A 26529-nucleotide genomic window follows, 5' to 3' on the forward strand; every position below is an offset into this window, starting at 1 on the left:
GTTGGATCATCAATTCTTCACAATTTCGTGTTTCACTCTCAGGGATCTCAAGGGAAACTGAGGGGAATGGCTTGGGCAATTCCTTGTAGGACGCTAAAAGATTCAGACATCGGCACCTGCCAGGAACCCTGTTCTTTTGTTTACGGTGCGTGAGGGCTAAGAGCGTGTCGGATATTGCGCCGCTTCCGCGATCCGCCAAACTCGAACCACACAGCAGCACGCCTACGGTTCATGCCAGCAGTATCTGGCCACTCGGCTCCTCCTTCTGGATCTGGGCTGTTGTGGTTTTTGTCGTGGCTATTGTTGCTCATGGAGAGAGCTTGACCTGCGGCTACATCTGGGATGACGACGACTACGTTCTGCACAATCAAACGCTGCGAACTTTTGATGGCCTCTGGCAAATCTGGAGTAATCCCGGTGCGACGCCTCAATACTATCCGCTGGTGCATACCACTTTCTGGGTGGAATACCACTTGTGGGGCCTGTGGCCGGTTGGTTTTCATGCGACCAATGTCTTGCTCCACGCGACAACATCGGTACTGGTCGGGAGACTGCTCAACCGATTGAATGTTCCAGGCAGTTGGTGGATTGCCATGCTTTTTGCGGCCCACCCGCTGCATGTGGAGTCAGTGGCATGGATCACTGAACGCAAGAATGTTTTGTCGGGGTTGTTCTATCTTCTGGCAGCGACACCGCTGCTTGAATTATTGGGAGCACTCCCTGCGAACAAGGGGGCTGGTCTCAACAATGCCGCCATTGATTTTTCGTGGCGGAGGTATGCTCTGGCCATGGTGCTATTTATTGCCGCTCTCTTGAGCAAAACTGTGACATGCACTTTGCCTGCAGCGGCACTGCTTGTTACCTGGGGTGTCAGGGGGCGACTGACATGGCGTGACTGGCGAATCACCTCACCGTTTTTTGTTGTGGGGATTTCCATGGGGCTGCTAACAGCTTATCTGGAAGTCGCCCATGTCGGTGCCACGAGCGAATATGTTCCCCTGACTCCCTGGGATCGGATTGTCCTTGCGGGACGCATCCCCTGGTTTTACGCGTACCAATTGATATGGCCACGCGAACTTCTCTTTATCTATCCCAAATGGAAGATCAACGCGGGCGACAGTGTGCAGTGGCTGTATCCGCTAATGACCGTTTCTGTACTGCTCCTGACATTGATTTATCGGCGAACGCTGGGACGTGGGCCATTCGTGGCGGTGAGCTTTTTTCTCGGAACGCTCTTTCCTGCGTTGGGCTTTTTCAATGTCTATCCGATGCGGTTTTCTTATGTCGCCGATCACTTCGTCTATCTCGCCAGCCTGGGTATCCTGTCTCTGGTTGGAGCAGGATTAACCGTCGGTGCCGCAAAACTCATTCAGACCTTCTGTCACAGGAATGGCTCTGTAGTTCCCTGGGCAGCACCGTGGGTTGCTCCCATGGCTTCTACTCTTGCGGGTGTGGCGGTCATCTTGCTGGTGCTGAATTCACGGAACCAGACAGCAATTTATCAGGATGTCTGGACATTATGGCAGGCTACGGCGGCGGCCAATCCGGGAGCGACTGTCGCGCGCGCGAACCTTGCCGAGATATTGATCGAGCAGGGGGATCCTGTCGCAGCCCTGGAACACATCGAAGATGTCTACCGCCGCGATCCGATTCTTGAAACCAATCTTTTGAACTGGATGACGGCCAAGCTTCAACTTGGAGCCTATGAAGAGATCCTGGCCCGGCGTGAAGAGTTCGACCAGCGGCTTGATCAACAACCTGAGTACCATCGGATGCTGGCGCGGGCAATCGCAGGGACTGGATTGCTGGAAGCTGGTGAAAAGCATTTCGCTATCGCAGCCGCTCGTTTCCCGCATGAGTCGGCGTTGCTGGGAGATTATGGCGCCTTGCTGATGGATCGGGGAGACCTTCAACAGGCAGAGCAATTCCTGACAAAAGCCACACAGCTCAGTGTTTCCAATGGCCAGGCCTGGTCTGATCTGGGAATTTGTTTCGCTCGGCAAGGAAAAGGGCGGGATGCTCGGCTTTCCTTTGAGAGAGCGATTAAAGAATCGCCTCAAACGCCTGATGGCTGGAGAAATCTGGCTCACTGGTACTTAGGTGAAAACAGGCCAGTTCAAGCATTGGAGATTCTGCAAAACGGATCTGCGGCCAATCCACTCGATTATGGGTTAAATGAAGAGTTGGCATGGCAATTGTCGAGTCAGCCTGATGCCAGCGGTGCCGCGAAAGTACAGGCTGCTGAGATCCTCCGGCGATTACTGGCAAAGCCAGCCACCATGCAAGAAATTCAGCGGCGGGGTATGCCAGCCATTCTGCGACTGACCCATCTCTTTCTTGCCGCAGGTGATCGTGAGTCAGCCCAGCGACTGGTTGCCCAGTTCTTGAGGCAGCTTTCGCCGGACAACCCTGATTACAAAAATCTGGAGCAATTGGGCAAAGACCTGAAACTCCCCAAGACAAGCCGCTGAATTCTCGTCAAACTTTACCAGGCTTGGCTGATCGGCAATATCGAATAACACGATGACAGAAGTGGCAAGAAAAGTGAGCAGTCCGGCGGCATCAACAGCAGCATGTGTCAGGCTAACCTTGTCATCCTTATCTCTGAAGTATCTCTGTTTCCGGTCAACCTTGCGGCAGAGACAGACCTCAGGCCACAACGCGATATCAAACTTCTCTGAAATGACATGATCCTGTCACTTTCTTGTGTCGCCAAGACTGCATCAGCATGCTGTGACGCGAGGTGTGAAACATGAGTTCGCAAAGTCCGGAAAATCAAAACACGTGGAAAGACGAAGAAACTCTCCAACTGTTGCAATCCAACGCGTCTGAGTTTCTCTGTGAGGTTCGGCCAACAAAACCGAAGATACGAGGTGAGCGATTCTCGCTTGCCGCTCGTGCAAGAACCTCGCGACTGTCAGGTTCCAGTTCCTCAAGAAAGCCTGAGATGTCGAAATTGATTCGCTGGAGCACTCCAGGTTTCACATTTGTGCTGGGATGTCTGTTAGGAGCTGGGATACTGAGTATTCCGGTGATGAATGCGGTGCGCGCTGCTGCTGTCGATAAAGCGGCTCTGGAAGAGGCCTATGACGATCTGAATAAGAAAGTCACCGCGCTTCAGGAAGGGAGTTCATTACTGGCTCGCGTGGCACATCTGGCAACTCCCAGTGTGGTGCATATCGAAAGCCGGCGGAATGTTCCGAACAAGGGGGTTGTCGAAGAGACCGGCTCTGGTGTGCTGGTCACAGGGAGCGATGGTAAAGGAACTTATGTCGTTACCAATCGTCATGTGATCGACGGAGCCATTCCCGGCAACATTTCCATTTCGCTCTTCGATGGACGAGTCATCAACCCCGATGACATTCGTGCTGACCGGGATACCGACCTGGCCGTTCTTCGGGTGAATGCTACCAACCTCGCCCCCGCTCGTTGGGCCGATTCTGATAAGGTCGACATTGGTCACATGGTGCTGGCAGTGGGCAGTCCGTTTGGCCTGAGCCAGTCTGTCACATTTGGAATCATCAGTGCCAAAGGACGCCGGAAGCTCAAGTTGGGAACGACCGCCGTTCTCAATCAGGATTTCCTGCAAACAGACGCCGCCATCAATCCTGGAAATAGCGGTGGGCCGCTCATTGATCTGCAGGGGCGAATCATCGGTATCAACACCGCGATTGCCAGCAGCAGCGGTGGAAACGAAGGGATTGGCTTCAGTATTCCCAGCAACCTTGTTCGCCGAGTCATGGATCAGTTGCTTGAATACGGCGTCGTTCAACGAGCTTATCTTGGCGTGCGACTCGACCCGGCATTCGACTTGCGATCGGCCTCGCGGTTGAAGCTGGATCGTGTCTCTGGAGCACGTGTGACAGAGGTTTATCCCAATACCGCTGCGTCCAAAGCCAACCTGCTTTATGACGACGTTGTTCTTAGCTTTGATGGTGTCGAGGTCGAGGATGAAAACCACCTGATCAATCTTGTCAGCCTCACTCCGTTTGGGAAAAAAGTTCGCATGGTTGTCTGGCGGGGAGGCTCAAAAGTTCCTGTCATTGTCCAACTGGGTGACCGTGCCGAAATGCGGGAACAAAGTGCAATTCCTCAACCCGAATGGCAAGAGCCTCGTATCAAGCCCACCTCATTACCAGCCGGGCTTCAACTGGTTCCCTTGAACCTTCAAATCAAGGAAACTCATCGCCTGCCGGCTCGCACCAGCGGCGTGCTTGTCAACAATGTGGATGAGGCCAGTGTGTGGCGGGGACTTCTGAAAGCGGGTGATCTGATTGTGGAAATCGATCAGTGGCCCGTAGCTTCCGAAGTTGAAGTCGCCAGTGTTCTTGCCGCAGGCAAATCGCTGAAAACAATCCCCATGCGGGTCATGCGATTGGAAGGGGGAGAGTCCGTCGAATGCCTGGTTCAACTCCCGCAATCGGCTCTGCAATAGTGGCTTGCACGGCGATGTTTTGGGGTTCAATACGATAGGAAAAAGATCAGTGACGGATCAGCCTGCGTTAGCCGATGAAATCGCTTCACTCCAGAACCCCTGGCTGCATCCTCGCTGGAAAACATGGATTGATTGGGCATCCCGTTCACATCGGCGCTGGACGGGCCATCCCTTGCTGGCCGAGACGCCCGCTGCTGTTTATCAAACGTTGTTTGAAGCTCCATTTGTGCTGGTCTCTCATGGCTGTGAGAGTGATCCGATTCTGTGCTATGGAAACCGCACGGCACTCACGCTCTGGGAAATGGATCTCGCTCAATTTCTGAGAACCCCTTCCCGTTTTACGGCTGAGCCGGTTCATCGAGATGAACGAGCGTTATTGCTGGAACGAACGACTCGCGACGGTTACGTCGACGACTATCAGGGAATCCGTGTTTCATCGACCGGCAAACGCTTCCAGATCCATCAGGCACTGGTCTGGAACGTGGTCGACGAGCAGGGCACCTACCAAGGGCAAGCCGCCATGTTCCACACCTGGTCACCTCTGGAAGCCAAGAGCAGATAGCCGCCAGGTTCAGGTGTTTTTGATCGCTCGTTGATCCCGCGCCCGATCACTCTCATGCTGCTTAAGGAGCCATGGGGGCATCGCGTCGGTGGTCGACAATACACAGAAAGCCAAATGGCTCAGGTGATGGATTTGTCAGTTGATGAATCGCCAGCGGTGGCACGTAAGCAATATCCATTGATTCCAGCGTCAGGGTCGCGCCATCGCATTCCAGTTGGCCAGTTCCACGAACCGGGATGATGACATGGGTGTGATAGTGCTTCTCGCGGCTGGAGTAACCTCCCGGAGCAATCTCAAAATAACGGACATCAAACGCGGTTGATTCTCCGAATTTTCCGATTAATTCCTGCCGATCCACATTGGCAAAGGGAATTCCGGCCTGCTGCTTATAGAGGGTGACTTCTCGCCCTTCCCAGCGAAATTCCGGGAGGAATTTCAATAATCTGGCGGTGAACGATGCGGCTGTGGCATCATGTTCCCCGGAAGTTCCCGGCTTCTCATGATGACTTGAATGAGGCCCCGGAAGTTCACAGGCCGAAACATGCCCATTGCGAGAGGTCTCTTCGCTGGCAGACACGTTCCCGCCCTCGGAAGAATCAGGAAAGAGTTCTTCCATCCTCAATCGAAACGCTTCTGTGCTGGCGACAAGATCAGGGGAATAACCGAGAAGTCCACCACCCACAAGGAAGATCGTGTCTTGACCATAATCGGCCGCCATGCCATCCAGTGACTGGTATGTCATGCCACCCGCCGGCGCGGGGAAGCAGTCTTTGAGATGTCCCAACGGTTTTCTGGCCGCTGCGGCAATCTCCAGGCAGTTGTCTCGGGAAAAGGAGAATCGACCGCCCGCATTGGGGAAGACCGTGCCATCGCAGCCGCTAAGCCGCATGAAAGTGGATAGCCACAATCCGTGGGAAATCCCTTGCCCAGGTTGAAGAAGCGATCCGGACATCGTGGGATGCGCGAGAATCGCCAGGGGAAATGAAGCCGCCAGATGCCTGATGGTTTCTAAACCGGCAATCATGGGTGCAACGAGAACCCCTTTGATGCCCAGCTTCACGCAATAAGCCGCCTGCTGTTCCAGATCATGGAGTGTCCCCGAGAGATTCGGGAAATACAGACAGTGTTGCGAAAATCCGGCATTCCGGGTGACAGCCTCTTGGCAAGCTTCAACGCGAAGTTTGAAATCTTCGAGACGACGATCCACCAGATTATGGTCATCTTTGACAAGGTCGCCGCCTCCTCGTGCAAACTCACCTGCAATCCGTGCCAGCTCACTGATCGTGGAACCTTTCGGCTTCAGTGCTGTCGCCAATAATGGTCGACCCCAGACATTGCAGGCGGCTCGCAGGCCATTGATCCCCAGTTTGGGGCCGGCAAATTGGGACAGCAGCGATGCCGGAAATTGCACGTCATGCAATTGAATGCCCGGCTTCAGGCTGACGTTGCCAAACAACAGATTCAGTGTCTGTGACAGATTTCCACTTGCCAGGTGCGCGGGATACTCCACAGTCGCCAGATGCGTGTTTTCAGAAGTGGAAGTCATCCCCTTCACACGTCCAACAAATTCATTCCAGATCCGACTGTCGGAAATCAACCCTGGAGGAACTTCAACTGATTGCTCAAGGGCCACGTCCTGTGCGAGTGACTCGGCTTCATTGGCCGGGCATGTCAGTTGGTAAATGGCCTGAAGAACTTCAGCATTGCTCGCGGAGTTTTCAGCAATACCCAAACCTGACCTCAGAGATTGTTCAGTGGATTCCGAGGTGTGCATGGTGGGTGGCGAGGATGTCGTGAAGGCAGTCGCGGGAGGGTTCATCAATGTTGGCTGTCCGTAGTGGGACATCTCAGCCGCTGACGAGCCGATGATTTCCGTAAAGGAAGCCAAGGCAAACGTGTCGGCCAGTTGGTTATGTCTCAGAGCGCCAACTCGCTGTCAAAGCGTCGCATGGCACTCCAGCCCCACGTTGTACCAAAACAGAGCCTGGAACGGCATCGTTGGCACAGAATTCTGTCACACACTCCACTGAAAATTGGCCACAACCATTTCAACTTAACAGATCGCAGAAAAACGACACATAAGCTGGGTTTGAAGGTCAACGGCTGCCACAGAATCACGAACATGCGACATTGAGAGCGATTGTCTCTGTCGAGGTCACTTATCTCATCGTAGAGGGCGTCAAACGTCAGTGCTGATGCTTATCGTTGTGAGTGTTAGTCTCGCGCGGGCCATGATTGCGGTTGAGTTGCCCTTCTGCGAATTGATAGCTTTCCTGCGACGCCGTTTCCCATTCGCCAGCTTGGGCGAGGCGAATGATTCGTTGAAATTCTCTCAGCACTCCGTCGGACATCTCACCGGAGTGATGACGCTGCTCAACCGCTGAGGCCACTTTTTCGACCCAGGCTGTGTTTCGTGAAGAAACCGCCGTCCAGAGCAACTGAATATATTTGAGATTGTCATATTCCACAGCGGGTGGAGTGGCCCACCATCGAAAAAACATCACCAGGGCCACGATCAGGACAAGACCTGCTCCGCCCCATACTAAAACACGATTCCGACCATCTTCAACTCCATCACTCTCAAATGTCCGCACAAAACGACCCTCCCTCATGTGATTGAGATAACAGCGGTCAACAGCCCGAAGACCAATTCATTCCCCGTGAAGCCTTAATATTCGCCCACGACTTCATTTCCCCGGCAGCTCGAAAGGGCCTCCCAGGTGGGTTGATGAATGAACTGCGAAACAAATCGCACGCTGCCATCTCCCAGCAACACATGAGCACCGCCCGCATGCGGTGAATACATCTGGCACACATGACACAGCGGGCTGTTGGGGGGATGGATGGGGGCAAAGCCAGTCAAGGGGTCAATTTCCGCTGTGGCTGGCCCAGAATGGACGTTGACTAACGTTGCCGCCCGATCGCATAACGTGTTGGGGAACTTGATCGGGTCAATCCCACAGACATTGGCTCCCGGCACAACGCCGACCCACGTTTTATCACTGATCTGGCTATGTTCGCCAATGAAGACCGTATTGGAGAGGCCGTCTGTGACATCCGCCGCGCGTGTTCTGGAATTGCGATACATCGGCCCATCAGCGATCTGTGAATAGTCCTCAAGCTGATATCCCCACGGCTCATCCTTTCCGGCATTCGCGACATAGTGAGCGCGTCCAAAGCGGGCCAGCACAGTGCCTGAGCTGTTTTTCACTTCCACCAAACCACTTGAATTTGTGGCTGAAGGAGACATGAACGCCGGAAGATTAATCCCGACAGCTGTTGCGTTCACGGCATCCCAGCAGGGGCGATCTGTCCGCAGGCTGTTGTACAGCGGGGCTTGATCAAGGTGCGGCAGAATCATGGCCCCCCAGGCAAATCCGTTCGGGGCGTCGTAGGTGTCCGGGTCACGCGCGGCATGTCGGGTGTTGGCCAGATATGAGGCCGGAAAGACGTTGTGAGCATCGTGATAATTGTGCAGAGCCAACCCAATCTGCTTCAGGTTGTTTTTGCTCTGGGTTTTTCGTGCTGCCTCGCGCGCCTGCTGGACTGCCGGCAACAACAAGGCCACCAATACGCCGATGATCGCAATGACCACCAGCAGTTCAATTAGCGTAAACCCTTTACGCAAAACGGTTATATTCATATGCAATTCCAGTTAAATAGCAATCGGTTTTTAGTTTTTGATTTCTCAAAACCTTGATTTAGATTGATGTTTAACTGGAAGCTTGTCAAGAGAAAACGGGACGTGCGAGTGGCGATTTCTCCGTCGCATCGAGAAATCACGCGGCTGCACGTCCCGTTTTAAGTCAACGAGTTGTGTTTGAGGTCTGCTTATCGGCGGTAACGATTCTCCGACGGTTGAACTGTCGATTGAACAGGGGGAACCGCTCGGACAGCGTGATCGGCCCGGATCACGGCTGTTGGTTCGGTGACTTGGCGATTGCCTGCCTGGCTGACATGACTGGTTGTGGTCGGCAGTAAAGCGGGAGTTGCCGGGTTTCCTTGATTTTCAGAAATTTTCATCGGTTCGATAATTCTGTCGACAGCAATGGGAGCCGTTGGCAACCCCGTTGTCCGTAAGCGATCCTGAGCATTGTGGTAGGCCACATCTGTCAAACGAACCAGTTCGATACGGCGAGCATCAGTAATTCCATCCATCCGCTGACTGAGGCTTTCAACCCAAGAGGGCTGACGCTCCATCATCTGAGACATCATGTGGACGAACAACGTGATCTGTTTGAAGTTTCGATCAGCGATAGAATGGCTGACAGGAGAAATCACACGTGCCACGGCATCGACCACATGCTGAGGAAATTCCACAAACACGTCTCCGCGATGAACACAGATCACACGTCCATCCGGTTGCTTGGTGAATGACGCCTGAAACCGCATCAGCGATTTAGCGGTAATGGGGCGTACTGCAGCAGGGCTTTTGAACTGACCATCGCACAGGATCAAAGTGTCTTCGGGTTGTCGATACAAGACTTCCACATTACCGACGGAACCATCACCAGCATCCGCGTGGTATAAGTCACGCGTGGTCTCTTTTAGCTGAAACTTCGAGATTTCCATCGCCCGCCATGTGCTGACCGCCACATCAGGATTCTGCATAAAGAATCGATAAGCATCAGGATCGACTTCAAACTGCAACGTTGGCAAGCGACGGTACAGTGAGACCGAATTGGTGATCCCTGAAATCTTGCTCCGTTGTTCGGGTGTCAGCCGGTGCAGCGGAAGATCTGCCAGAGCTTCTTTTCTTAAAGCACTGCCGGAAGTCCCCGGTTTGATCTGCTGAATCCCCAACTCTTCAAAGGGATCTGGTTCGCTATTGATCTGAAATTGCGTCTGGACGATTCCCTCGTCTTCAGGTGGCAATTCATCACCTCGCCCCACGCGAACATTCCATAACACTGTTGCCCCGCATAACAGGACAAGACAGTACCTCGCGCCGTGAAATCTCATCCGGCGGCCCCTCCCCATTCAGGTCGTCAACCGGATCGAAGGAGAGTTCACAATTGTTGTGCGGATCAGAACCAGTGGCGTGCTCCCCCGAGCCTGCCGCCTGCCCTGTGTCCCCAGCTGCTAATTTCTCAGTAGCCGGGACAGCCCATCAATTGCAAAACTCTCCTGTGATCCGTAGCGGTGACCAAGCTCCGATTCTCGGCACAATCGCTACAGCAAGGGGAATCGGCACAGTCACTCGCCAGCATTCAGCCAAAAGCAAGGCTCATTCACATTTGGAGGACTGTGAAAGATGCGTCGAGTTTTCTTCAGTTGCCGACAAGGCAAGTGTCGTTGACTTTCCGTCGTAGAAAACCGCAGATTCCATGCATCTGTCAAAGGATCACAGTCATCAATATCAGTATCCCACGACATTGGGCTTACTGACGGGAAATGACTTCAGCACTGAAGAATCTTCAGAGACGCACGAGCTGCTTGTCATCCTCAAGAGTTGAGGTATTTCCCTCGCATTCGCACAGCGATAGGGGGCGGTCAGTGCAGCTTCAACCAAGATGAAGCTTATGGTTGGGCACAAGATCTTCCCTGAGTGCGACTTTCCCCGTGGCTACTTGCCCTGAGGAACCGGAGAGGGAGACAACTCCTGTGCGGACGTGTGAACGACTGGCGAAGGAGTGCGCAGAGCCGTCACGAAGAGAATAATGGCGCCTAATGTGATCGCCATGTCGGCCACATTGAAAATGCCGCTGCGGACAGGCCCCCAACCAATGTTGAGAAAATCAATGACAAAGCCGCCCAGACGAATGCGGTCAATTTGATTGCCGATACCACCTGCAAAAATCAACCAGCATGCAAAGAAGTTGGGCAGGCTGAGACGTTTCACACAAGGCAAAATCGCCAATGCCAAAAGCCCAACGCCATTCAAACCAATGAACAATGCCGCCCGCATTTCACTGGAGAGAGTTCCGCCAAGTCCCAGGAATCCTCCAGGGTTCAGTGCATATTGCAGGCGGAACGTGTCACCAAGATATGTCCAGACCTGCTCGCCAGCGAGTGCTTCCACAGCCCAGAGCTTGCTCAACTGATCAGAGGCCAGAATGGTCACGCATAGAACCAGCGCGACCGTCCAGCGCGAGTACAATATTCTCTGCATGGGCCTCACCTGATTCGGTTCATTTGCGTCATGAGGGGACTTTCATCGAGAAGCACTCTTTCGTCACAGAGTGCCTCCCTCACAGTTTGTTGCATCAGCAAACGTTTTTTCAAGCTCAACAAGCTCAAACTGTCGGTAATACCCCACCTTCACATCAGGCCGCATGAGGCTGGCCGACTGACCCGCTAGCTGCGGTGACACCAGCACCCGCTGCAATCGCAGTTGCCAGCACTTCATCAGCCAGGCCCTGATAATCTTCAGCCCCTGTACTTTTTGGCGCATAATCGAAGATCGACTGCCCAAAGCTTGGTGCTTCTGCCAGCTTGATATTGCGGCGAATCCGCGAAGAAAAAATCTTCGCCTGTGCCCACGGAGCCTGAGGATCGCTTTCTTCCAGAAAACGAGTCAGGTCGTCGGTGATATCTGCCGCCAGTCGGGTTCCCGTTTCATAAAGACAAAGGACGATGCCGCCGACTTTTAATTGCCGATTGAGCCGGCGTTTGACCAGTGCCGTTGTCTCAAACAACTTGGAAAGCCCCTGCAACGCAAAGAAGTGCGGCTGCAAAGGGATGAAAACTTCGGTGGAGGCTGTTAGTGCGTTCACAGTCAATACCGTCAACGACGGTGGGCAATCCATGACAATGTAGTCGTAATTGGCAGCATCCCCTGCGGAGAGGATCGCATCTCGCAGAATGACTTCCCGATCACGTGCGTCAACCAGTTCCAACTCAGCCGCCGCCAGATCGAGACTGGCAGGAGCTAACCAAAGGTTTTCGCAGGCCAGCTGCTGGACTTCTGGAAGTTTTTTCTGACCGGTGAACACTTGATAGATAGTGGGAACCTGGCCATAGGCTTCAACGCCCAGATGAATTGACGCATGTCCTTGCGGATCAAGATCAATCAGCAACACGCGTTGACCGGCCCGAGCCAATCCTGCTGCCAGGTTTACGCTGGTGGTCGTCTTGCCGACGCCCCCTTTTTGATTCATCACTGCAATGCGGCGCATTTCGTTCCGTCCCTGGAAGCTGTTGAAACGCAAAATACTGTGAAGTGAATCCTATCCGCATCGCTCTAAATCGCAAAGGCGAACTCGCCGCGAGTTTCTGCTCTCCGATCACATGGCCTTCACGGTGACAGGAATTGCCTTAAATGCAGGGGTTTTACTGCGGGGATCCACTTGCCGGGGAACCAGAATATTGGCCTCGGGATAGTACATGACCACATTTCCCGGCCTGACTTCCTTAAAAGCCCGAATGTGAATTCCCTGCATTTCTCCCGCCGGACTTTTCACAATCACTCGTTGATCATCAAATAATCCCGCCAACTGCAGGTCATCAGGGTGCATCAGAATCACATCTCGACGGTCAATGTTGCGATACAAATCATAGTCTTCATAAACCACAGTGTTGAATTGCCCTTCACTCCGAACTGTCATCAGCCGGTATTCTCCCGGTTGGCCAATCAGTGCGGGCAGCGCATGTGTTCTGAGTTGGGCACGACCTGTTGCCGTCGGAAACGTCGGTGTATGAAATGTCCGGTCGGGGATCTGGAACTCCTGTTTGGTCTGGCTGATCGTCGCCAGGCTTTCCATGCCGGGAACGATCTGAGCGATCGACTCACGAATCGTCTCTGCTTGCTTCATCCGGCTCCAATCGATTGGCCCTGTTTTTTTCAAGACCCTCTCGGCGATCTCTCCGATAATTTCAATTTCAGAACGCGGGCCATCATGTCGGGCAGGCCCGCCATCACTCAACCGGATATAGTTGAACATTGATTCCTGTGTTGTCGGTTGAGGCTCCTCGTCTCGTGCCAAGACCGGGAGAATTAAGGTCTCTTTCCCCAAACCATGCGCATGCCCCGTATTCAGCGTGGTATTCAAATAAACCATCAGATCCAGTTGGCGAAGCGACTTCTCTGCATAAGCCGCATCAGGGTTCGAGCCGTAGAGATTTCCTCCTAAACAGAAGCCCAATTTCAATTCGCCCGACATGGCCCCGTCCATACAGGCCAGAGTATCGCGACCCGGCGTTGTCGGGAGCTTGACCTGATAGGTGGATTCTAATCGCTTAAAAATGGCCTCTTTGAGTTGAGGCGTGGCCCCCATGCTGCCAATGCCCTGGATATTGGAATGTCCACGAATAGGCATCAGGCCGGCGTGCGGTCGCCCCACCATGCCCCGCATCAATGCGAGATTGGCGATGGCTTCGACATTTTCCACCCCATGAGCGTGATGAGTGATGCCCATCGTCCAGGCAAAGACGGTGTTCTTTGATCTGGCATATCGTCTTGCCAAGGCGTTGATTTCGTCGATCCCCACGCCCGATTTCTCGCAGATTTCACTCCAGGGGATGTTTTCCAGAAGTTCTTTGTACGCCGACCAGCCATCACAATGGGCTGTCAGGAAGGGGAGATCGACTTTTCCCATTTCCAGAATCTTCTTGCTGATCCCCGTCAACAGTGCCAGATCTCCGCCAATTTGTGGTTGCACATACAACGACGCGATCCTGGTTCCAAACAACAGGCTCCAGGGATCACTGGGCACACTGAAATTTACCAACCCTGTTTCAACCACCGGGTTAATGACAATGACTTCGCCACCCTTGCGGCGAATTTGCTTGAGAGTCGACATCAGTCGCGGATGATTGCTCGCCGGATTACCACCAATCAAAAACAGGCAATCGGCGTGTTCAACGTCTTCCAGTGTCAATGTGGCTGTCCCGGTTCCCAGCACGCTGGCCAACCCCACGCCACTGGCCTGATGGCAATAGAAACTGCAATTGTTGACATTATTCGTCCCGTACAAACGGGCAAACAGTTGCAACAGGAAGCCGGCTTCGTTGGAACTTCTTCCGCTGAAATACCAGAACGTTTCATCCGCCGAGAGAGCTTTCAGTGATTCACAGATTCGCGTCAACGCCTCTTCCCAACTGATGGGAATGTAATGCGATGTACCGGCACGATGGAGCACGGGTTCCACAATGCGACCGCAAGACTCAAGCTCTCGAGGTGATAATGACCTGAGTTGTGGTACCGAATACTTCTGCCAGAACTCAGACGAGATGCCATTTTGCAGATCCGAAGCCATGGCCTGAAGTGATTTTTTACAGACCTCGGGAAACGAACCGACCTCGTTAACCATCCCACCCTTCTGACCACCCATCCCTAACGCACAGGTCTTGCAGGCGTTTTTGGAACGCATGGCTTTCCAGAGGCGAAACACACCACCCATTTCATAGGCTTTGCGGAAGGTGTAAATTACGGCGGGCCAGCCGCCACCCGTGGTAATCTTTCGCATGATTCATTCGCCTTGGGTCGATCAACGTCGGTGGTGATGCTGAGAATTCGTGATGACAGCGATTCCCGAAGTGGGAATGGGAGGCGCACGAGATTCCCCCTCCAGAGCGTAAACTGTTACGGTAATTTACAGAAGAGGTTCACTGACCAGCCATCTCAAGTCGCGAATCAGCCTCTTCTTTGAAACTTTTGCGAACCGAAGTCGCCTGCCAATTGTCGATATCCCGTTTTAAACAAGCCGCAAAACGGAAATGACGAATTCCCTGCCATGAGTGATGACTATGCCTGCCGAACCCACATCGCCGCTGCCTCACCCCTCTTCGCCACGTGCAGATGTTGTCGTTGTCACACCCAGGATTCAGATCCCCCGGTCAGAATTCCGGTGGACGTACAGCCGCAGTTCGGGGCCGGGTGGGCAGAATGTGAATAAGGTCAACTCGAAAGCCACGCTTCACTGGCCAGCCATGGTTTCAATGGCTCTCCCGATCGAAGTTCGTATGCGGCTGCGTGCCGAATTTAACAATCGCATTACGAACGAAGGGGAACTCGTGATTGCGAGCGATGAACACCGCGATCAAAAACAGAACGTTGAAGCCTGCGAAAACCGGCTGGTGCAAATGATTCAGTCGGTGGCGATTCCTCCGAAAGTCCGGCGTCCCACCAAACCATCGAAAGCCTCGAATGCTCGCCGACTTAAAGAGAAAAAACATCGCGCTGAAACCCGCAAAAACCGGAACATCAGCGATTAATCAAGTCGGAACTCCCCAACAGTTTTCAGCCGGCAATTGGGATCAAGCATTGCCAGCACTGAAAATCCTCTGCAATTCTTCCAGGGAGGTTTTCCCTTCCATCACCAGCCGCAGCCCATCCTTCTGCAGAGTCTGCATGCCTTCTTTGCGCATCTGGGATTTGATGACATCAGCTGTTGGCTGCTGCTTGATGGCTTCGCGCAGACCCTCGGTCCCTTCGATCATTTCGATCATCGCCACGCGGCCGTAATAGCCAATGCCTCCGCATTTGCCGCAGGGATCGCCTTCCTGCCCTGTCTTTTCATCGACAGGAGTTTCCCCTTTTTTGTAGAGGACTTTTGTCTCAGGAGGTAGCCCCACTTTCGCAAGCAGCTTGGGGTTTGGCTTAAAGGCTTCTTTGCATTCGTCGCATAATTGGCGGATCAGGCGGGAACTCAGAACCAGTTCTATCGCGTTCGCGACTTTCTCAGGGTTCCCCACCCATAGCGCCAATTGCGCAATCGCTGAAGCGGCGTCTTTCGCGGGCATTTCTGCAATGAGCGTCATGCCATCACAGTTATCGACTAGCAGTTTAGCATAATCGGCGGATTTGATGGGATTCACAAACAGAATGTCGGCTTCAGATCGTTGCACACGGGCAATCGATTGAACGAGCGAATCCCCTTCCAGCTCTTCAAATTTTGTGCAGTTGATAATTTCTCGCGAGCCAAGATCAGCCACCGACATGCACGAATACATATACATGTCGATACCGCGAATTGCGGCAAATGTCGTCGTGGTCACACCACTGCCAGGAGCCCCGGCAATAATGACCAAGCCTTTACGCTGCGGTGTTCGCTCACGGATCTTCTGGCGGACATTGCCCGGAAAACCCAGTTCATCCAGCGTATTCAACTTGGCTTTCAGGTCACGGAACCGCAATGTGAGCCGCTCGACTCCTTCCGCCTGTGGAGTCGTTTCAACGGTGATTTCCCAGGGGTGTCCCTCGTAATCACTTTTCAAACCACCCTGTTGAGGAGTGGCTTTGTTCTTGGCATCCAGCCCAGCCAGCAGTTTCATCATCTGCGTGATGGCGACCGCCTGGGGACGCGGCATCCTTGATCCTGCGTAGGAAACACCGTCCACAGTCATGGTGGACTGTGCTTTTTCCCCTTTGATATCAAGCTTGATCGTTTCAGCTCGCCGTGAGAGAGCGTCGGTCACAAACTCTTTGGAGGGCATCAAGCCGATCTGTGCCAACTTGGCGTTGGCAGACAGATCAGCCGACTTCCCGTTGAGTGCTCCCAGAAAGGAGACCAGTTCGACCTCTTCTTCTTCGTCATGATCGCCGCCCGAGTCCTGCGATGGCTTTTTCCCGAACATGCCAAAAATCATGAACGATCCTTTGCCTGACCCGAAATGGAAATAACGTCCGAACTTGTCAAAAAGAATTTATCGCACAGTATTCGACCAACAGAATTCGACCTGATGATGGTCTCTGATCATCGGAGGATTACAGCAGGCCGTAGGCTCGAAGCGTCTGAACGAGTTTTTCTTCTTCCGCTGCACCGAGCGGTGTCATGGGGAGACGGATTTCTCCGGTATCCCGCCCGAGAAGCTTCATCGCCGCCTTGATGGGGATGGGGTTTGTCGCCAGCCCCAGCAGATCTCGGCACAAGGTGAAGAGTTTGAAGTGCATCGCCTGGGCTTCTGCCAGGTTACCGGCCTTCCAGGCAGCCAGCAGCTTCAACATGTCCTGGGGAACAATGTTCCCGACAACAGACACAATCCCGCTTCCCCCCATGGAAAGAAGTGGTAGCGTCAGGCTGTCATCGCCAGAGAGAACGGTCAGGTTGGTTTCCGCCAGAGTCCGCGAAGCCTGATCCATGGAACCTGTCGCTTCTTTAATCGCGACAACGCTGGGGATCTCGGCCAGACGGGCAACGACTTCCGGTTCCATATTCTTAGCGGTACGGCCGGGAATGTTGTAAAGGATGATCGGTAGATCAACCGCTTCCGCCACAGCCGCATAATGACGATAGAAGCCTTCACCCGTCGGCTTATTGTAGTAAGGGGCCACCATCATGGCGCCATCAGCACCGACCGACTTGGCGAACCTGGTCAGTTGAATGGCTTCACGGGTGCTGTTGGATCCTGTCCCAGCCATCACCTTGATGCGCCCGGCAGCATATTCGCACACAAGGGCCACAATCCGCTCATGCTCTTCATGATCGAGCGTCGGGCTTTCTCCGGTGGTGCCGACAGGACACAACCCGTTGGTTCCCGCTTCCACATGAAAATCAACGATTTTCTTAATGGCAGCCTCGTCAACCCGGTCGTTCTTGAAGGGAGTGACAATTGCGACTGTGAGACCGGCAAACTGCTCGCCTTTTCGAGGCATCATTTCAATTCCTTGGAGACACACCATGGTTCGCAAGTGAACCACTCATCGTCACATGAAGAAACCCAGGCACAACCAACCACAAGAGACTATCAAGATACCGGAGAAATCTCAGCCTGCATCACACCGTCTCTTATCACTGATGTCTATGCTCAGCATCCATTTCAACTCATAAAACCTACATCAAGAAGGATTGAGCCAGACTATCCTTTTGAAGCAACAGCACGCCCTCGCCAGTCAATCGCCGACATTTCCGACAGCGCCAGCATGAGAGCATGTGTCCCGTTACGGCCAAATCCTTTTGCCTTGACCGATTGATAAAGCTGCTCAGCCAGCGCCAATCCCGGTAACGACAAGCCCATTCTGCGGGACTCAGCCAGAGCAATGCCCATATCTTTGATGAAGTGTTCGACAAAGAAGCCTGGATCAAAATTATTGGCAATCATTCGTGGCCCCAGGTTTGAGAGCGACCAGCTTCCCGCAGCCCCTGGCCCAACCGACTGCATGACGGTGTTCAGATCCAGTCCGGCTTTGTAGCCGTAAAGCAATGCTTCACAGACGCCAATCATCCCTGTGCTGATCAGAATCTGATTAACCATTTTTGTATGCTGCCCCGCGCCAGCTTCCCCCTGATGGACAATCGTCTTGCCCATCAGGCTAAATAATGGGTTCAGGCTGGCAACCACGTCAGTGTCGCCACCCACCATGATCGACAAGGCCGCATTCTTTGCGCCGATGTCACCACCCGAGACTGGCGCATCCACGGAGTGAACCTGTTTCGTCTTTGCAGCCTGATAGATCTCAACGGCCAGAGAAGGTTCACTGGTCGTCATGTCGACCAGAACTGTTCCGGGCTTTGCGCCAGCCAACGCTCCATTTTCCCCCAGCATGACCTCACGGACATCTGCGGGAAAACCCACGATAGAAAAGACAACATCTGATTTAGCAGCGACTTCTTTCGGTGAAGCGGCCCATGCCGCGTCCTTCTCAATGAGTTCTGCCGCTTTTTCTTTGCTGCGAGTGTAAACCGTGGCCTGATAGCCGGCATTCATCAGATGCCCGACCATGCTGCGGCCCATCACGCCCGTTCCAATCCAGCCAATTCGTGTTGTTCCGGGAGCGAATTCAACCACAGTTGTTCATCCTTTCAATCGGCATGCATTCGGATTGTCGACAAGATGCCACGCAGGGATTGCAAACGAAAGCGTCTGACGATGCGAAGCATTCTCAGTTTCAGGAAGTGTATCGTTCCCACGTCAAACAGTCATCAGACCCGTTGTCGCCACTCAAGGTAATAGCTCTGAGCGATATTCTTTAGTTCACGGGGAAATCTTTTCTCTCGCATTTTTCAAAAAGTTTATCACGAAATCTCCCGATTTCTTCAGTAGGGAATGACGCGCGCCGCTGTTGATCGGCATAACCTGCCGAAAAAGACGTTCTGCAATCCTCCCAGTTTTATCACTTGTTTTGCTGTGGACTGATTGCCTCCATCAAGGATTGATGGGGACGATGATCCAAGGATGGAATTTCGATGGGAATGCTCAGTCCAGAATTGACCCTTGCCATCGAACAAGCGGCTCATGAAATGCTTTTATGGGTCGGCTTTGGAACGCTCGTTGGGCTTGCTGGCAAAGCGATTATGCCGGGGCGAGATCCTGGTGGAGCCGTGGGAACGGTTTGCATCGGCATCTCGGGAAGCGTGATTGGCTGCGGTTCGCTGTTACTCTGGGATTCCACGCTGCGTATCTCACCCATCAGTGTCAGCGGATTCTTCGCAGCAACAGCGGGGGCCTTTGTCCTGTTACTATTCTACCGGATTCTCTCGAATTCCTATTTCATCGTGGAAGCTGTCGATGGGGGGACGTTGCAGAGTGGTGAGCGTGTCACTTACCGTCGCCGGCGTCGCAACGCCGCCTGAGAAAGACCGCCTGAGAAACGCTGCCATTGAAAGACCGCTTGCAGTCCCCGGCTTATGATCGCCTCTGATCCGGCTCGACCGCGAAGCGAATCTTCTCCAGGCCAACTTCATAGCCCGCGTCCATAACATTGACTGCGACTCCATGGCTCGCATCGCCATGGCCAATGACCAGCATGCTTCTGGAACCTGACCGTGACGTGGAGAGTTCACGCAGTCGAGAGGTCACATCGACCATATCTTTCATGAGCAGACCCTGAATACGCACTTCATCTTTCGCGTTAATCATGACTTCGATTTCGTCGGATTCCTCATCGAGCAATTGATCGAATGTCTGGCTGGCTCCTGCTCCTTCGGAAGGCTTGGGGACAGGAAACTTGATCGAAGATTCCAGCGGATGCAGCGATGTCACCAGAAAGAAAATCAACAGAAAAAAGACGATATCCACCATCGCCGTCATATCAATGAGATCTTCCTGATCGATCTCTGCCGAAGGACGAATGAGGGGTGCCTCAAATTGTGAGTGTTCTCCGGATGAGTGTTTCCTGGAAATTACAGCGCGCGGCGATTGATCGGGATGTGGTTTTTCCGGGCGAATACCTGGCTGTGGCTTCACACACTCAACGGTAGCCAGTGATGCAGAGACTCTTTTGTCAGCGACAGGTGGGACTTTCGCTGTTTCTTCCTCTGGTTTTGCTGCCATGATAGCGGTGACCAGATCCTGGCCAAAATCTGCTAATGGGATGAGAGAGCCACAGAATCCGCATTCAACAGTGGGACTTCCTGTCGTTTGGAAGTTCACCATTTCTTGAGAGAAGACCATCGGTCGACGGCAACGCGGGCAAGTCGCTTCAATCGAGCTAAGATCGAACTTACGAAATTCCATGGCGTCTTCTTCTGGCTGGAGATCATCAGACAAGGTCGATTACTCCTTCTCGATGACAGCCAATCGCAGATCCGTTCCCGCAATGGCACCCGCGACGGCCGCGACACGCCCGATCACCCGCAATCGAGTCTCTTTTTCTGCTTTGATGAGCACGATTTGCTTTTGCTCACGACGACCATCTTCCACGGCCCGGCGGATGGCGCGTTCCTGTTCGTCAATCGTCACGATCGCCTGGCCGGAATCTCCATTACCAATAAAGACCTCCCCCACTTCCCGATCTTTTCCGGCAGCCACCGAGATGATGACGCAATTGTCGAGATCGGCCGCCACACAGTTTCTGACAATGGGCAGATCCATCTCCGAAAGACCGGCAACAATCGTTGTTACCAGAAAGAAGATATTCATCATGAAGACCAGATCGATCATGGCCGTGATATCAAACCGGGCTTCATCCTGATGCGGACGGCGCGCAACCAGCGGAGCGTCAAGATCCTCCGAGTCATATCGCATGAAAGAACTGGCCATCGTCCTGCCTCAAGTTCTAATACAGAGTGGTTATCTGTTTGCTGATTCGTGACTAAGCTGCAGGAGGCCGAAACAACTCCAGCAACCACGTGACACTTTCTTCCAGTGATTCCTGCATACCTCGCACCTGATTTTGTAATCCTGCCAGCACATACCCCAGAGGAATCGCGGTTCCCAATCCCATGGCGGTACAGATCAGAGCAATGCTGATTTCGTCGGCAATTTGCGATGGTTGGATCTTTTCGCCAGTGCCAATCCGCCCGAAGGCAGCCATCATCCCCAAGACCGTTCCAAACAGGCCCAGAAGCGGGCCGTTCTTGATCACTGTCACCACCCAGCCCATCCGATGTTCCAGATCGCGGAAAATCTGGCGGTGCATGCTGGATGCCACAAACTGGCGAAGCTGTCGATATTCGAGATGACGATTGGCCAGTATCAACAGGCCAATCCGTGGCAACGCCCGACTATCGAAATCACAGAGTTCTGTCGCACGGTCATATTCGCCAGCCCGCACAAGGTTCTGATACTCCGTGATGAATTCGGATTCTGCTTCCTGCGAGCGAAAGCGAAGTTCACGTAAACGCCGCCAGATCACCAGCACACAGAAGCAACCCCAAAGAAAGTTTGCCGCGAGAAACCCATAGCAGGCATCATCCAGCCAGCCTGCCAATTCATTGACGGTCATCACTCTTCCCTTGAAGTCGATTGAGGTCATCTGTTCTTGCGATCCCACGCCTCTGTTTAACGTGGAAAGAATCGATCACAGAGACTGAGGATCGTGAACCGATCACAGCCGGCTGATGTTTTGCCACACGAAAAAGCCATACTCCCATTATCTTGGCGTTGAAACGAGGCGTAAGCAATTGGGGATGGTCAATTGTCGGTTAACTCTTCCCCACCGACGCTGGTTCCTGTGGTTGTTCCAGGGGTTTCCCTCTTGGTTCCGATGGTCGATAGTGGCGACGAGACGAGTTTCGATGTCAGTCTTACCCGAGGAAAACACGTTCAGGATGGCCAGTGGCTTTTGCCTTTGACCTGCTCCCCGTTAGGTTAAACGGTTTTCGATCCTGCGCTCTCGTCGACAAAGAAAGATCATCTCATGCCGCTGACTCAGGATATGCTCGTTTCATTAGCAGCGATCGTGGGGCCAAAGCATTTGCGGACAAAAGAAAGCGAGCTGCTCGTTTTTGAGTGCGATGGCTACACCATTGAGAAGAACATTCCTGAAGTCGTGGTCTTTCCCGCCTCCACGGATGAGCTGTCGCGTGTGATGAAGCTGTCCCATGCCGCCAAAGTTCCTGTGGTGCCGCGCGGTGCCGGAACAGGGCTGGCCGGCGGTTGTCTGCCAATTGGCGGCGGTCTCATGATCGCGACAACACGCATGACCTCGATTGAGGAAATTCATCTCCGGGATCGCTATGCCGTCGTTCAAGCCGGCGTGGTCAACGTGCATTTGAATCGCACACTGGCAGGTTCTGGATATCACTACGCTCCTGATCCCTCATCACAAAGTGCCTGCACGATTGGCGGGAACGTGGCAACAAATAGTGGCGGGCCTCATACACTCAAATATGGCGTGACAGTCAACCATGTGCTCGGCGTGGAAATGGTGCTGCCCGATGGCGCAATCGAAACCTTTGGCGGGCCAATGGGGATGCCTGATCCTCTGGATCTCACGGGATTGATGGTGGGGAGTGAAGGAACACTGGGAATCTGTACTCGAGCCTGGGTCCGTTTAACACGCGACCCGGCTGCCTGGCGCACATTACTGGCCATTTTCCCCACAGTCGCTGATGCCACCAATGCGATCAGTGCGATCATCGGCGCAGGGTTGATCCCCGCAGCGCTGGAACTGATGGATCAAGGGATTGTTCGTGCGGTGGAGGCGGCTTTTCACTACGGATTCCCTCTGGATGCCGGTGCCGTGCTGATCATTGAACTCGATGGACTGGAAGTCGCGGTAGAAGAAGAATCTGCTCAGGTCATTGAGCTTCTTGCAAAACATCACGTCCGAGAAACCCGTTTTGCCCAGACAGCAGAAGAACGCCTGGCTCTCTGGAAATGCCGTAAACAGTCATTCGGTGCTATTGGCCGACTCAGTCCGAGCTATTGCACACAAGACGGAGTCGTTCCACGAACCAAGCTGCCAGAGATCCTGGCCTTTATTCAAAAAACAAGCGAGAAGTATCACATCGGGATTGTGAATGTCTGCCACGCAGGGGATGGAAACATTCATCCGGTGCTCCTCTTCGATGAACGGCGCGAAGGAGAACTTCAACGGGTGCTGCAAGCTGGCGAAGAGATTTTATCTGAATGCGTGCGGCTGGGCGGAAGCATTACCGGTGAACACGGCATCGGTGTCGAAAAGCGAGCCTTCCTGCCACAACTTTTCACACCAGCCGATGTGGGAGTGATGGCCCGCGTGCGAGAGACATTTAACCCGGAAAATCTCCTCAGTCCAGGAAAAATGTTTCCCGCAGGATCCGGCTGTGGTAGCGAGCATATCGAACGCGCACATCCCGGAAAACGCACCGCAATTCCCTAGACGCCACGAGGTCACGACAAATTTAACCGGGAAACAGGTCTATTTGTCAGCTTTGTCTGGTGATTCAATGTTTATATCCCCCGGTCGATAACTGGGGAGCCAGGTACAGGGGAAAATCGCCAGAAGTGAGAGACCCGAGAGGATCAGGAAACCCGTCTTGATGGCACGGGTGCGTGCCGTGGCATTGATCGCAAGGGCTTGTGTGACTTCCTCAGGAGTCGCTGTGGTTCCTGCCAACCGTTCCTGCACCTGCACATCACTGAAGAAGTTCATATTGCTCATATTGATCTGATCAGCGAGTTCAGCCGTAATGACTGGATTCTGCGTCTTTTCTGTCACAATGATTGAGCTGAGCAAAGCCACCAGCATTGCGCCGGCAAGGGCTGTTCCTACCGCAGCAGCAAGATTCTGTGTCACGCCGCGCAGTGAGCCAACATCAGCTGCCATCGACTTGGGGGCTGATGTGACCAGAACGTTGAACAGTAAGGTGACCAAAGCTCCTTGCCCCAGGCCGACCATGATCAATCCAGCGACAACCGGAAAGGCGTTCCAGTCATTCTTCACGACAAATGCCAGCCAGCCTGTGCCAATGGCAACAATCGTAAATGCGCACTGAGCGATGAGGCGCGGGCTAAATTTTGAATAGAGACGAACAATCAGAATCGCAGTAAAGAAGACCGTCAGCATAAAGGGCATCATGGCGACAGAGGTCATGATGCTGCTACTCCCCTGGACGACCTGAATATAGAGCGGCACCGTAAAGTTGATAGCGCCCTCCATCCCGACAATCGTAAACAGGGCTGCAACGGCCGCCCATTCGCGGGGGGAACTGACAACATCGAGCGCGAGCAGTTGCGTCTTTCCCAAGCGTCCCTGTCTTTGAGTCCAGGCGAGAAACGCCAGACCAATGGTCACTCCCACGACAATCATCACCGGGGCAGGTGATACACCCAGCACATCAAAAGGTGCCGCTGGGCGAGCCAGAAGCACGCCCCATGTACGAATATTATTAAAGCCAAAACTGATCAGAATGATTGCAGTCGCGGAAAGAACGACTCCAAAGAAATCGACACGCACTCCAGGTTTTGGCGAAGACGGCTTGAGTCGAGTACTGAGAAGCAGAATCACTCCTGCATGAATAATGAGAATACCAAAGCCCAGCCGCCAGTTGATCGTTGCCACAAACCCCACGGTCACAAACGCCAGCACGCCAGCGATTGCGCGGGCTGACCCCAGCCATCCCACCGCTTCGGCTTGCTGGCGCCCTTTATAATGATCGGCAATCAGCACCACGAGTGTTGGCACCAGAGCGGCACCCGCCATCCCCGCACATCCCTGGGCTGCCAGCATAATTTCGGCTGTCGGAGACACAACCATCAGGATCATCGCCAGCAGAAAGAGAGCCACAGCGCATTGAAAAAATATCTTGGAGCCAAACCGTTGCCCCAGTTTAGCACCCAGCATGATGAAGCCGGAAACGCCGAGTGAGTACAAAACAATCGCGGTGCCGATCGTCGTCGGAGGCGTTTGAAAGCTCTCAATCATGCCGCCCATTGAAACGGGAATAGCGGCCACATTAAAAGACATCAGTGCCTGCCCCATCGCAATCACGATCATGGGAATCCATGAGTTGCGAATCTCAGCATTGTCACCGGTCGGAATGGGGGCGGCACTGGCCATAGAAATCACTGCCTTAAAAGCGTTATTTCAGCGGATATTGACTTAAAAAATCGTTTAAAAAGACAGGCAAATACACTCGGTACTATATATTAATAAGAGATTCATGGAAAACGGATATCATCTGTCTCAACTAGGCTGATGGCGTCTTTTTAACATGTTCAGCCAGTTTTTCCAGAGGTTGTCATCTCTGTATCACGCGGGCCGGGAGACGAAGAGATCCATTCCCAATTTCTGAGAGAGAAACTGGGCCACAAGTTGCCCTTTTACACTGTTGCCAGCGGCGTCCAATGGTGGAGCGAATGTTCCTAACCCACTTTTCCCTGGAGAAACGGTAACAATTCCGCCGCCAATCCCACTTTTGCCGGGCAAGCCAATGTTATATAGCCAATCGCCAGAAGTCTCGTACAGTCCCGCTGTGGCCATTACAGCCAGCGCATAGTGGCAGACTGATGGGTCAACAACCCGCTCTTTTGTGACGGGATTCACACCGCCGTCGGCAAGCGTCGCTCCCATCACCGCCAGATCCCGTGCTGTGATATTGAGTGCACACTGTTTTGTATAAAGATCGGTGGCCTCAGCGGGATCCATATAAATACGGCCATAGCTTTGGAGCAGGCGGGCAATCCCCTGATTTCGAAAATTGGTTTCTGAAGCTGAAATATAGACTTCTTCATTGACTGATAAGTCTCTCCCTGCAAAGCGAGACAAACCATTTTGCACAAACTCCCACTTTTCCCGCAGAGATTCACCAGGCACCAGACTGGTGGTGGCAATGGCCCCTGAATTCACCATCGGGTTTGTACGTCCGGCTGCTCCCTGTTCAACAGCACCTAAGGAATTAAATGCAAGCCCGGTGGCGTTGACTCCAATACGAGCGTGAAGCTCTGCGGCGCCTAAGACTTCGCAAACTAAAGCAAAGATAAATGGTTTTGAAACACTCATGATCGTAAATTCATGAGCACAATCTCCCGCGCTATAGAGATCTCCGTTTGTACTGACAACACAAATGCCAAACAAATCCCGGGGAACTCTGGCAAGTGCCGGGTAAACCTGTGAAGTTTCACCTTGAGTATCGGAGCTGAATCGACGGTGGGCATCATTGACCCAGCCCTGGACAACCTCCCCAGAGGGAAGATGGCCTGTCGAAACATAATTTTCTTCACTGGCTCCGTAATTCGCTGTGGCGTCGATTGTCATTGCGGCTTCTCTCTGGCGGTAAAGGCTCTCACGTCATCAGGGCCAGTGTTTTTATCATGGCCCATGAGAAACACGGGGATCATCTGCGTGGGAATCTTCATTTCTCGGAGATGGTGACTGGCATGAGTAGATGATGCCTATCAACTGCGCCATAAGTCGACAGAAATCTCTTTTGATCAGTGAAGACGCATCAAAAATACGAGGAGGGGTTGCCTGTTGCTGTCAGGAACACGGATGGTTTATCAGCCC

General features: G+C 53.2%; 21 protein-coding genes. 6 read left to right on the forward strand and 15 right to left on the reverse strand.

Annotated features, from left to right (window positions below):
- Positions 1-164 precede the first annotated feature (164 nt).
- The 3 genes from SH287x_RS11385 (at position 165) to SH287x_RS11395 (ending at position 4997) form a co-directional block, all read left to right on the forward strand.
- Positions 165-2471, forward strand: a complete 2307-nt coding sequence (locus tag SH287x_RS11385; protein WP_479514434.1) for a tetratricopeptide repeat protein — start codon at positions 165-167, stop codon at positions 2469-2471.
- Between the two features lie 476 nt (positions 2472-2947).
- The gene (locus tag SH287x_RS11390) at positions 2948-4435 is read left to right on the forward strand and encodes a trypsin-like peptidase domain-containing protein (protein WP_479514435.1); all 1488 of its coding nucleotides are present in this window, start codon (positions 2948-2950) and stop codon (positions 4433-4435) included.
- Positions 4436-4484: 49 nt separating this feature from the next.
- Entirely contained in the window at positions 4485-4997 is a 513-nt protein-coding gene (locus tag SH287x_RS11395) for an MEKHLA domain-containing protein (protein WP_479514436.1), read from the forward strand.
- Between the two features lie 61 nt (positions 4998-5058).
- Here the strand turns inward: SH287x_RS11395 and SH287x_RS11400 are convergent, their stop codons facing one another.
- From SH287x_RS11400 to SH287x_RS11430, 7 genes are all read right to left on the reverse strand, one after another.
- Entirely contained in the window at positions 5059-6843 is a 1785-nt protein-coding gene (locus tag SH287x_RS11400) for a RuBisCO large subunit C-terminal-like domain-containing protein (RefSeq protein WP_479514437.1), read from the reverse strand.
- 340 nt (positions 6844-7183) lie between these two features.
- Positions 7184-7591 (reverse strand): hypothetical protein, encoded by a 408-nt coding sequence (locus tag SH287x_RS11405; protein ID WP_479514438.1) that lies wholly within the window; start codon positions 7589-7591, stop codon positions 7184-7186.
- Positions 7592-7665: 74 nt separating this feature from the next.
- Entirely contained in the window at positions 7666-8640 is a 975-nt protein-coding gene (locus SH287x_RS11410) for a DUF1559 family PulG-like putative transporter (RefSeq protein ID WP_479514439.1), read from the reverse strand.
- A gap of 188 nt (positions 8641-8828) precedes the next feature.
- A complete protein-coding gene (locus SH287x_RS11415) occupies positions 8829-9959 on the reverse strand; it encodes a hypothetical protein (protein WP_479514440.1) in 1131 nt (376 codons plus the stop codon).
- Between the two features lie 604 nt (positions 9960-10563).
- Positions 10564-11109: a signal peptidase II gene (locus tag SH287x_RS11420; protein ID WP_479514441.1), complete on the reverse strand. Its 546-nt coding sequence runs from the start codon at positions 11107-11109 to the stop codon at positions 10564-10566.
- 154 nt (positions 11110-11263) lie between these two features.
- Positions 11264-12115, reverse strand: a complete 852-nt coding sequence (locus SH287x_RS11425) for a ParA family protein (protein ID WP_479514442.1) — start codon at positions 12113-12115, stop codon at positions 11264-11266.
- Positions 12116-12223: 108 nt separating this feature from the next.
- On the reverse strand, positions 12224-14404 hold the full coding sequence (locus SH287x_RS11430) for an FdhF/YdeP family oxidoreductase (protein ID WP_479514443.1): 2181 nt from the start codon (positions 14402-14404) through the stop codon (positions 12224-12226).
- Between the two features lie 280 nt (positions 14405-14684).
- Between SH287x_RS11430 and arfB the strand changes: the two genes are divergently transcribed.
- Positions 14685-15152, forward strand: a complete 468-nt coding sequence (gene arfB, locus SH287x_RS11435; protein WP_479514444.1) for an alternative ribosome rescue aminoacyl-tRNA hydrolase ArfB — start codon at positions 14685-14687, stop codon at positions 15150-15152.
- A gap of 42 nt (positions 15153-15194) precedes the next feature.
- Here the strand turns inward: arfB and SH287x_RS11440 are convergent, their stop codons facing one another.
- From SH287x_RS11440 to SH287x_RS11450, 3 genes are all read right to left on the reverse strand, one after another.
- Positions 15195-16526 (reverse strand): ATPase, T2SS/T4P/T4SS family, encoded by a 1332-nt coding sequence (locus SH287x_RS11440; RefSeq protein WP_479514445.1) that lies wholly within the window; start codon positions 16524-16526, stop codon positions 15195-15197.
- 118 nt (positions 16527-16644) lie between these two features.
- Positions 16645-17535: a 4-hydroxy-tetrahydrodipicolinate synthase gene (gene dapA / locus SH287x_RS11445; RefSeq protein WP_479514446.1), complete on the reverse strand. Its 891-nt coding sequence runs from the start codon at positions 17533-17535 to the stop codon at positions 16645-16647.
- A 200-nt stretch (positions 17536-17735) separates the two neighbouring features.
- Positions 17736-18665 carry an NAD(P)-dependent oxidoreductase gene (locus SH287x_RS11450; protein ID WP_479514447.1) on the reverse strand — a complete coding sequence of 310 codons (930 nt, stop codon included), beginning with the start codon at positions 18663-18665 and terminating at the stop codon, positions 17736-17738.
- A 398-nt stretch (positions 18666-19063) separates the two neighbouring features.
- Here SH287x_RS11450 and SH287x_RS11455 point away from each other — a divergent pair, with 398 nt between their 5' ends.
- Positions 19064-19450, forward strand: a complete 387-nt coding sequence (locus SH287x_RS11455; RefSeq protein WP_479514448.1) for a GlsB/YeaQ/YmgE family stress response membrane protein — start codon at positions 19064-19066, stop codon at positions 19448-19450.
- Between the two features lie 52 nt (positions 19451-19502).
- Here SH287x_RS11455 and SH287x_RS11460 read toward each other — a convergent pair whose 3' ends face one another.
- The 3 genes from SH287x_RS11460 to SH287x_RS11470 are packed head-to-tail and all read right to left on the reverse strand — an operon-like array spanning position 19503 to position 21573.
- On the reverse strand, positions 19503-20366 hold the full coding sequence (locus tag SH287x_RS11460) for an ExbD/TolR family protein (protein ID WP_479514449.1): 864 nt from the start codon (positions 20364-20366) through the stop codon (positions 19503-19505).
- Positions 20367-20372: 6 nt separating this feature from the next.
- Positions 20373-20858 (reverse strand): ExbD/TolR family protein, encoded by a 486-nt coding sequence (locus tag SH287x_RS11465; RefSeq protein WP_479514450.1) that lies wholly within the window; start codon positions 20856-20858, stop codon positions 20373-20375.
- Positions 20859-20910: 52 nt separating this feature from the next.
- Entirely contained in the window at positions 20911-21573 is a 663-nt protein-coding gene (locus SH287x_RS11470) for a MotA/TolQ/ExbB proton channel family protein (RefSeq protein WP_479514451.1), read from the reverse strand.
- A 384-nt stretch (positions 21574-21957) separates the two neighbouring features.
- Between SH287x_RS11470 and SH287x_RS11475 the strand changes: the two genes are divergently transcribed.
- Positions 21958-23403: an FAD-binding oxidoreductase gene (locus tag SH287x_RS11475; protein WP_479514452.1), complete on the forward strand. Its 1446-nt coding sequence runs from the start codon at positions 21958-21960 to the stop codon at positions 23401-23403.
- Between the two features lie 39 nt (positions 23404-23442).
- Here the strand turns inward: SH287x_RS11475 and SH287x_RS11480 are convergent, their stop codons facing one another.
- Together SH287x_RS11480 and glsA are read right to left on the reverse strand one after the other, a co-directional pair.
- Complete coding sequence (locus tag SH287x_RS11480) at positions 23443-25083, reverse strand: MFS transporter (RefSeq protein ID WP_479514453.1); 1641 nt, start codon at positions 25081-25083, stop codon at positions 23443-23445.
- Positions 25084-25275: 192 nt separating this feature from the next.
- On the reverse strand, positions 25276-26280 hold the full coding sequence (glsA, locus tag SH287x_RS11485; protein ID WP_479514454.1) for a glutaminase A: 1005 nt from the start codon (positions 26278-26280) through the stop codon (positions 25276-25278).
- Positions 26281-26529 lie beyond the last annotated feature (249 nt).

The organism is Planctopirus sp. SH287, assembly GCF_056500625.1.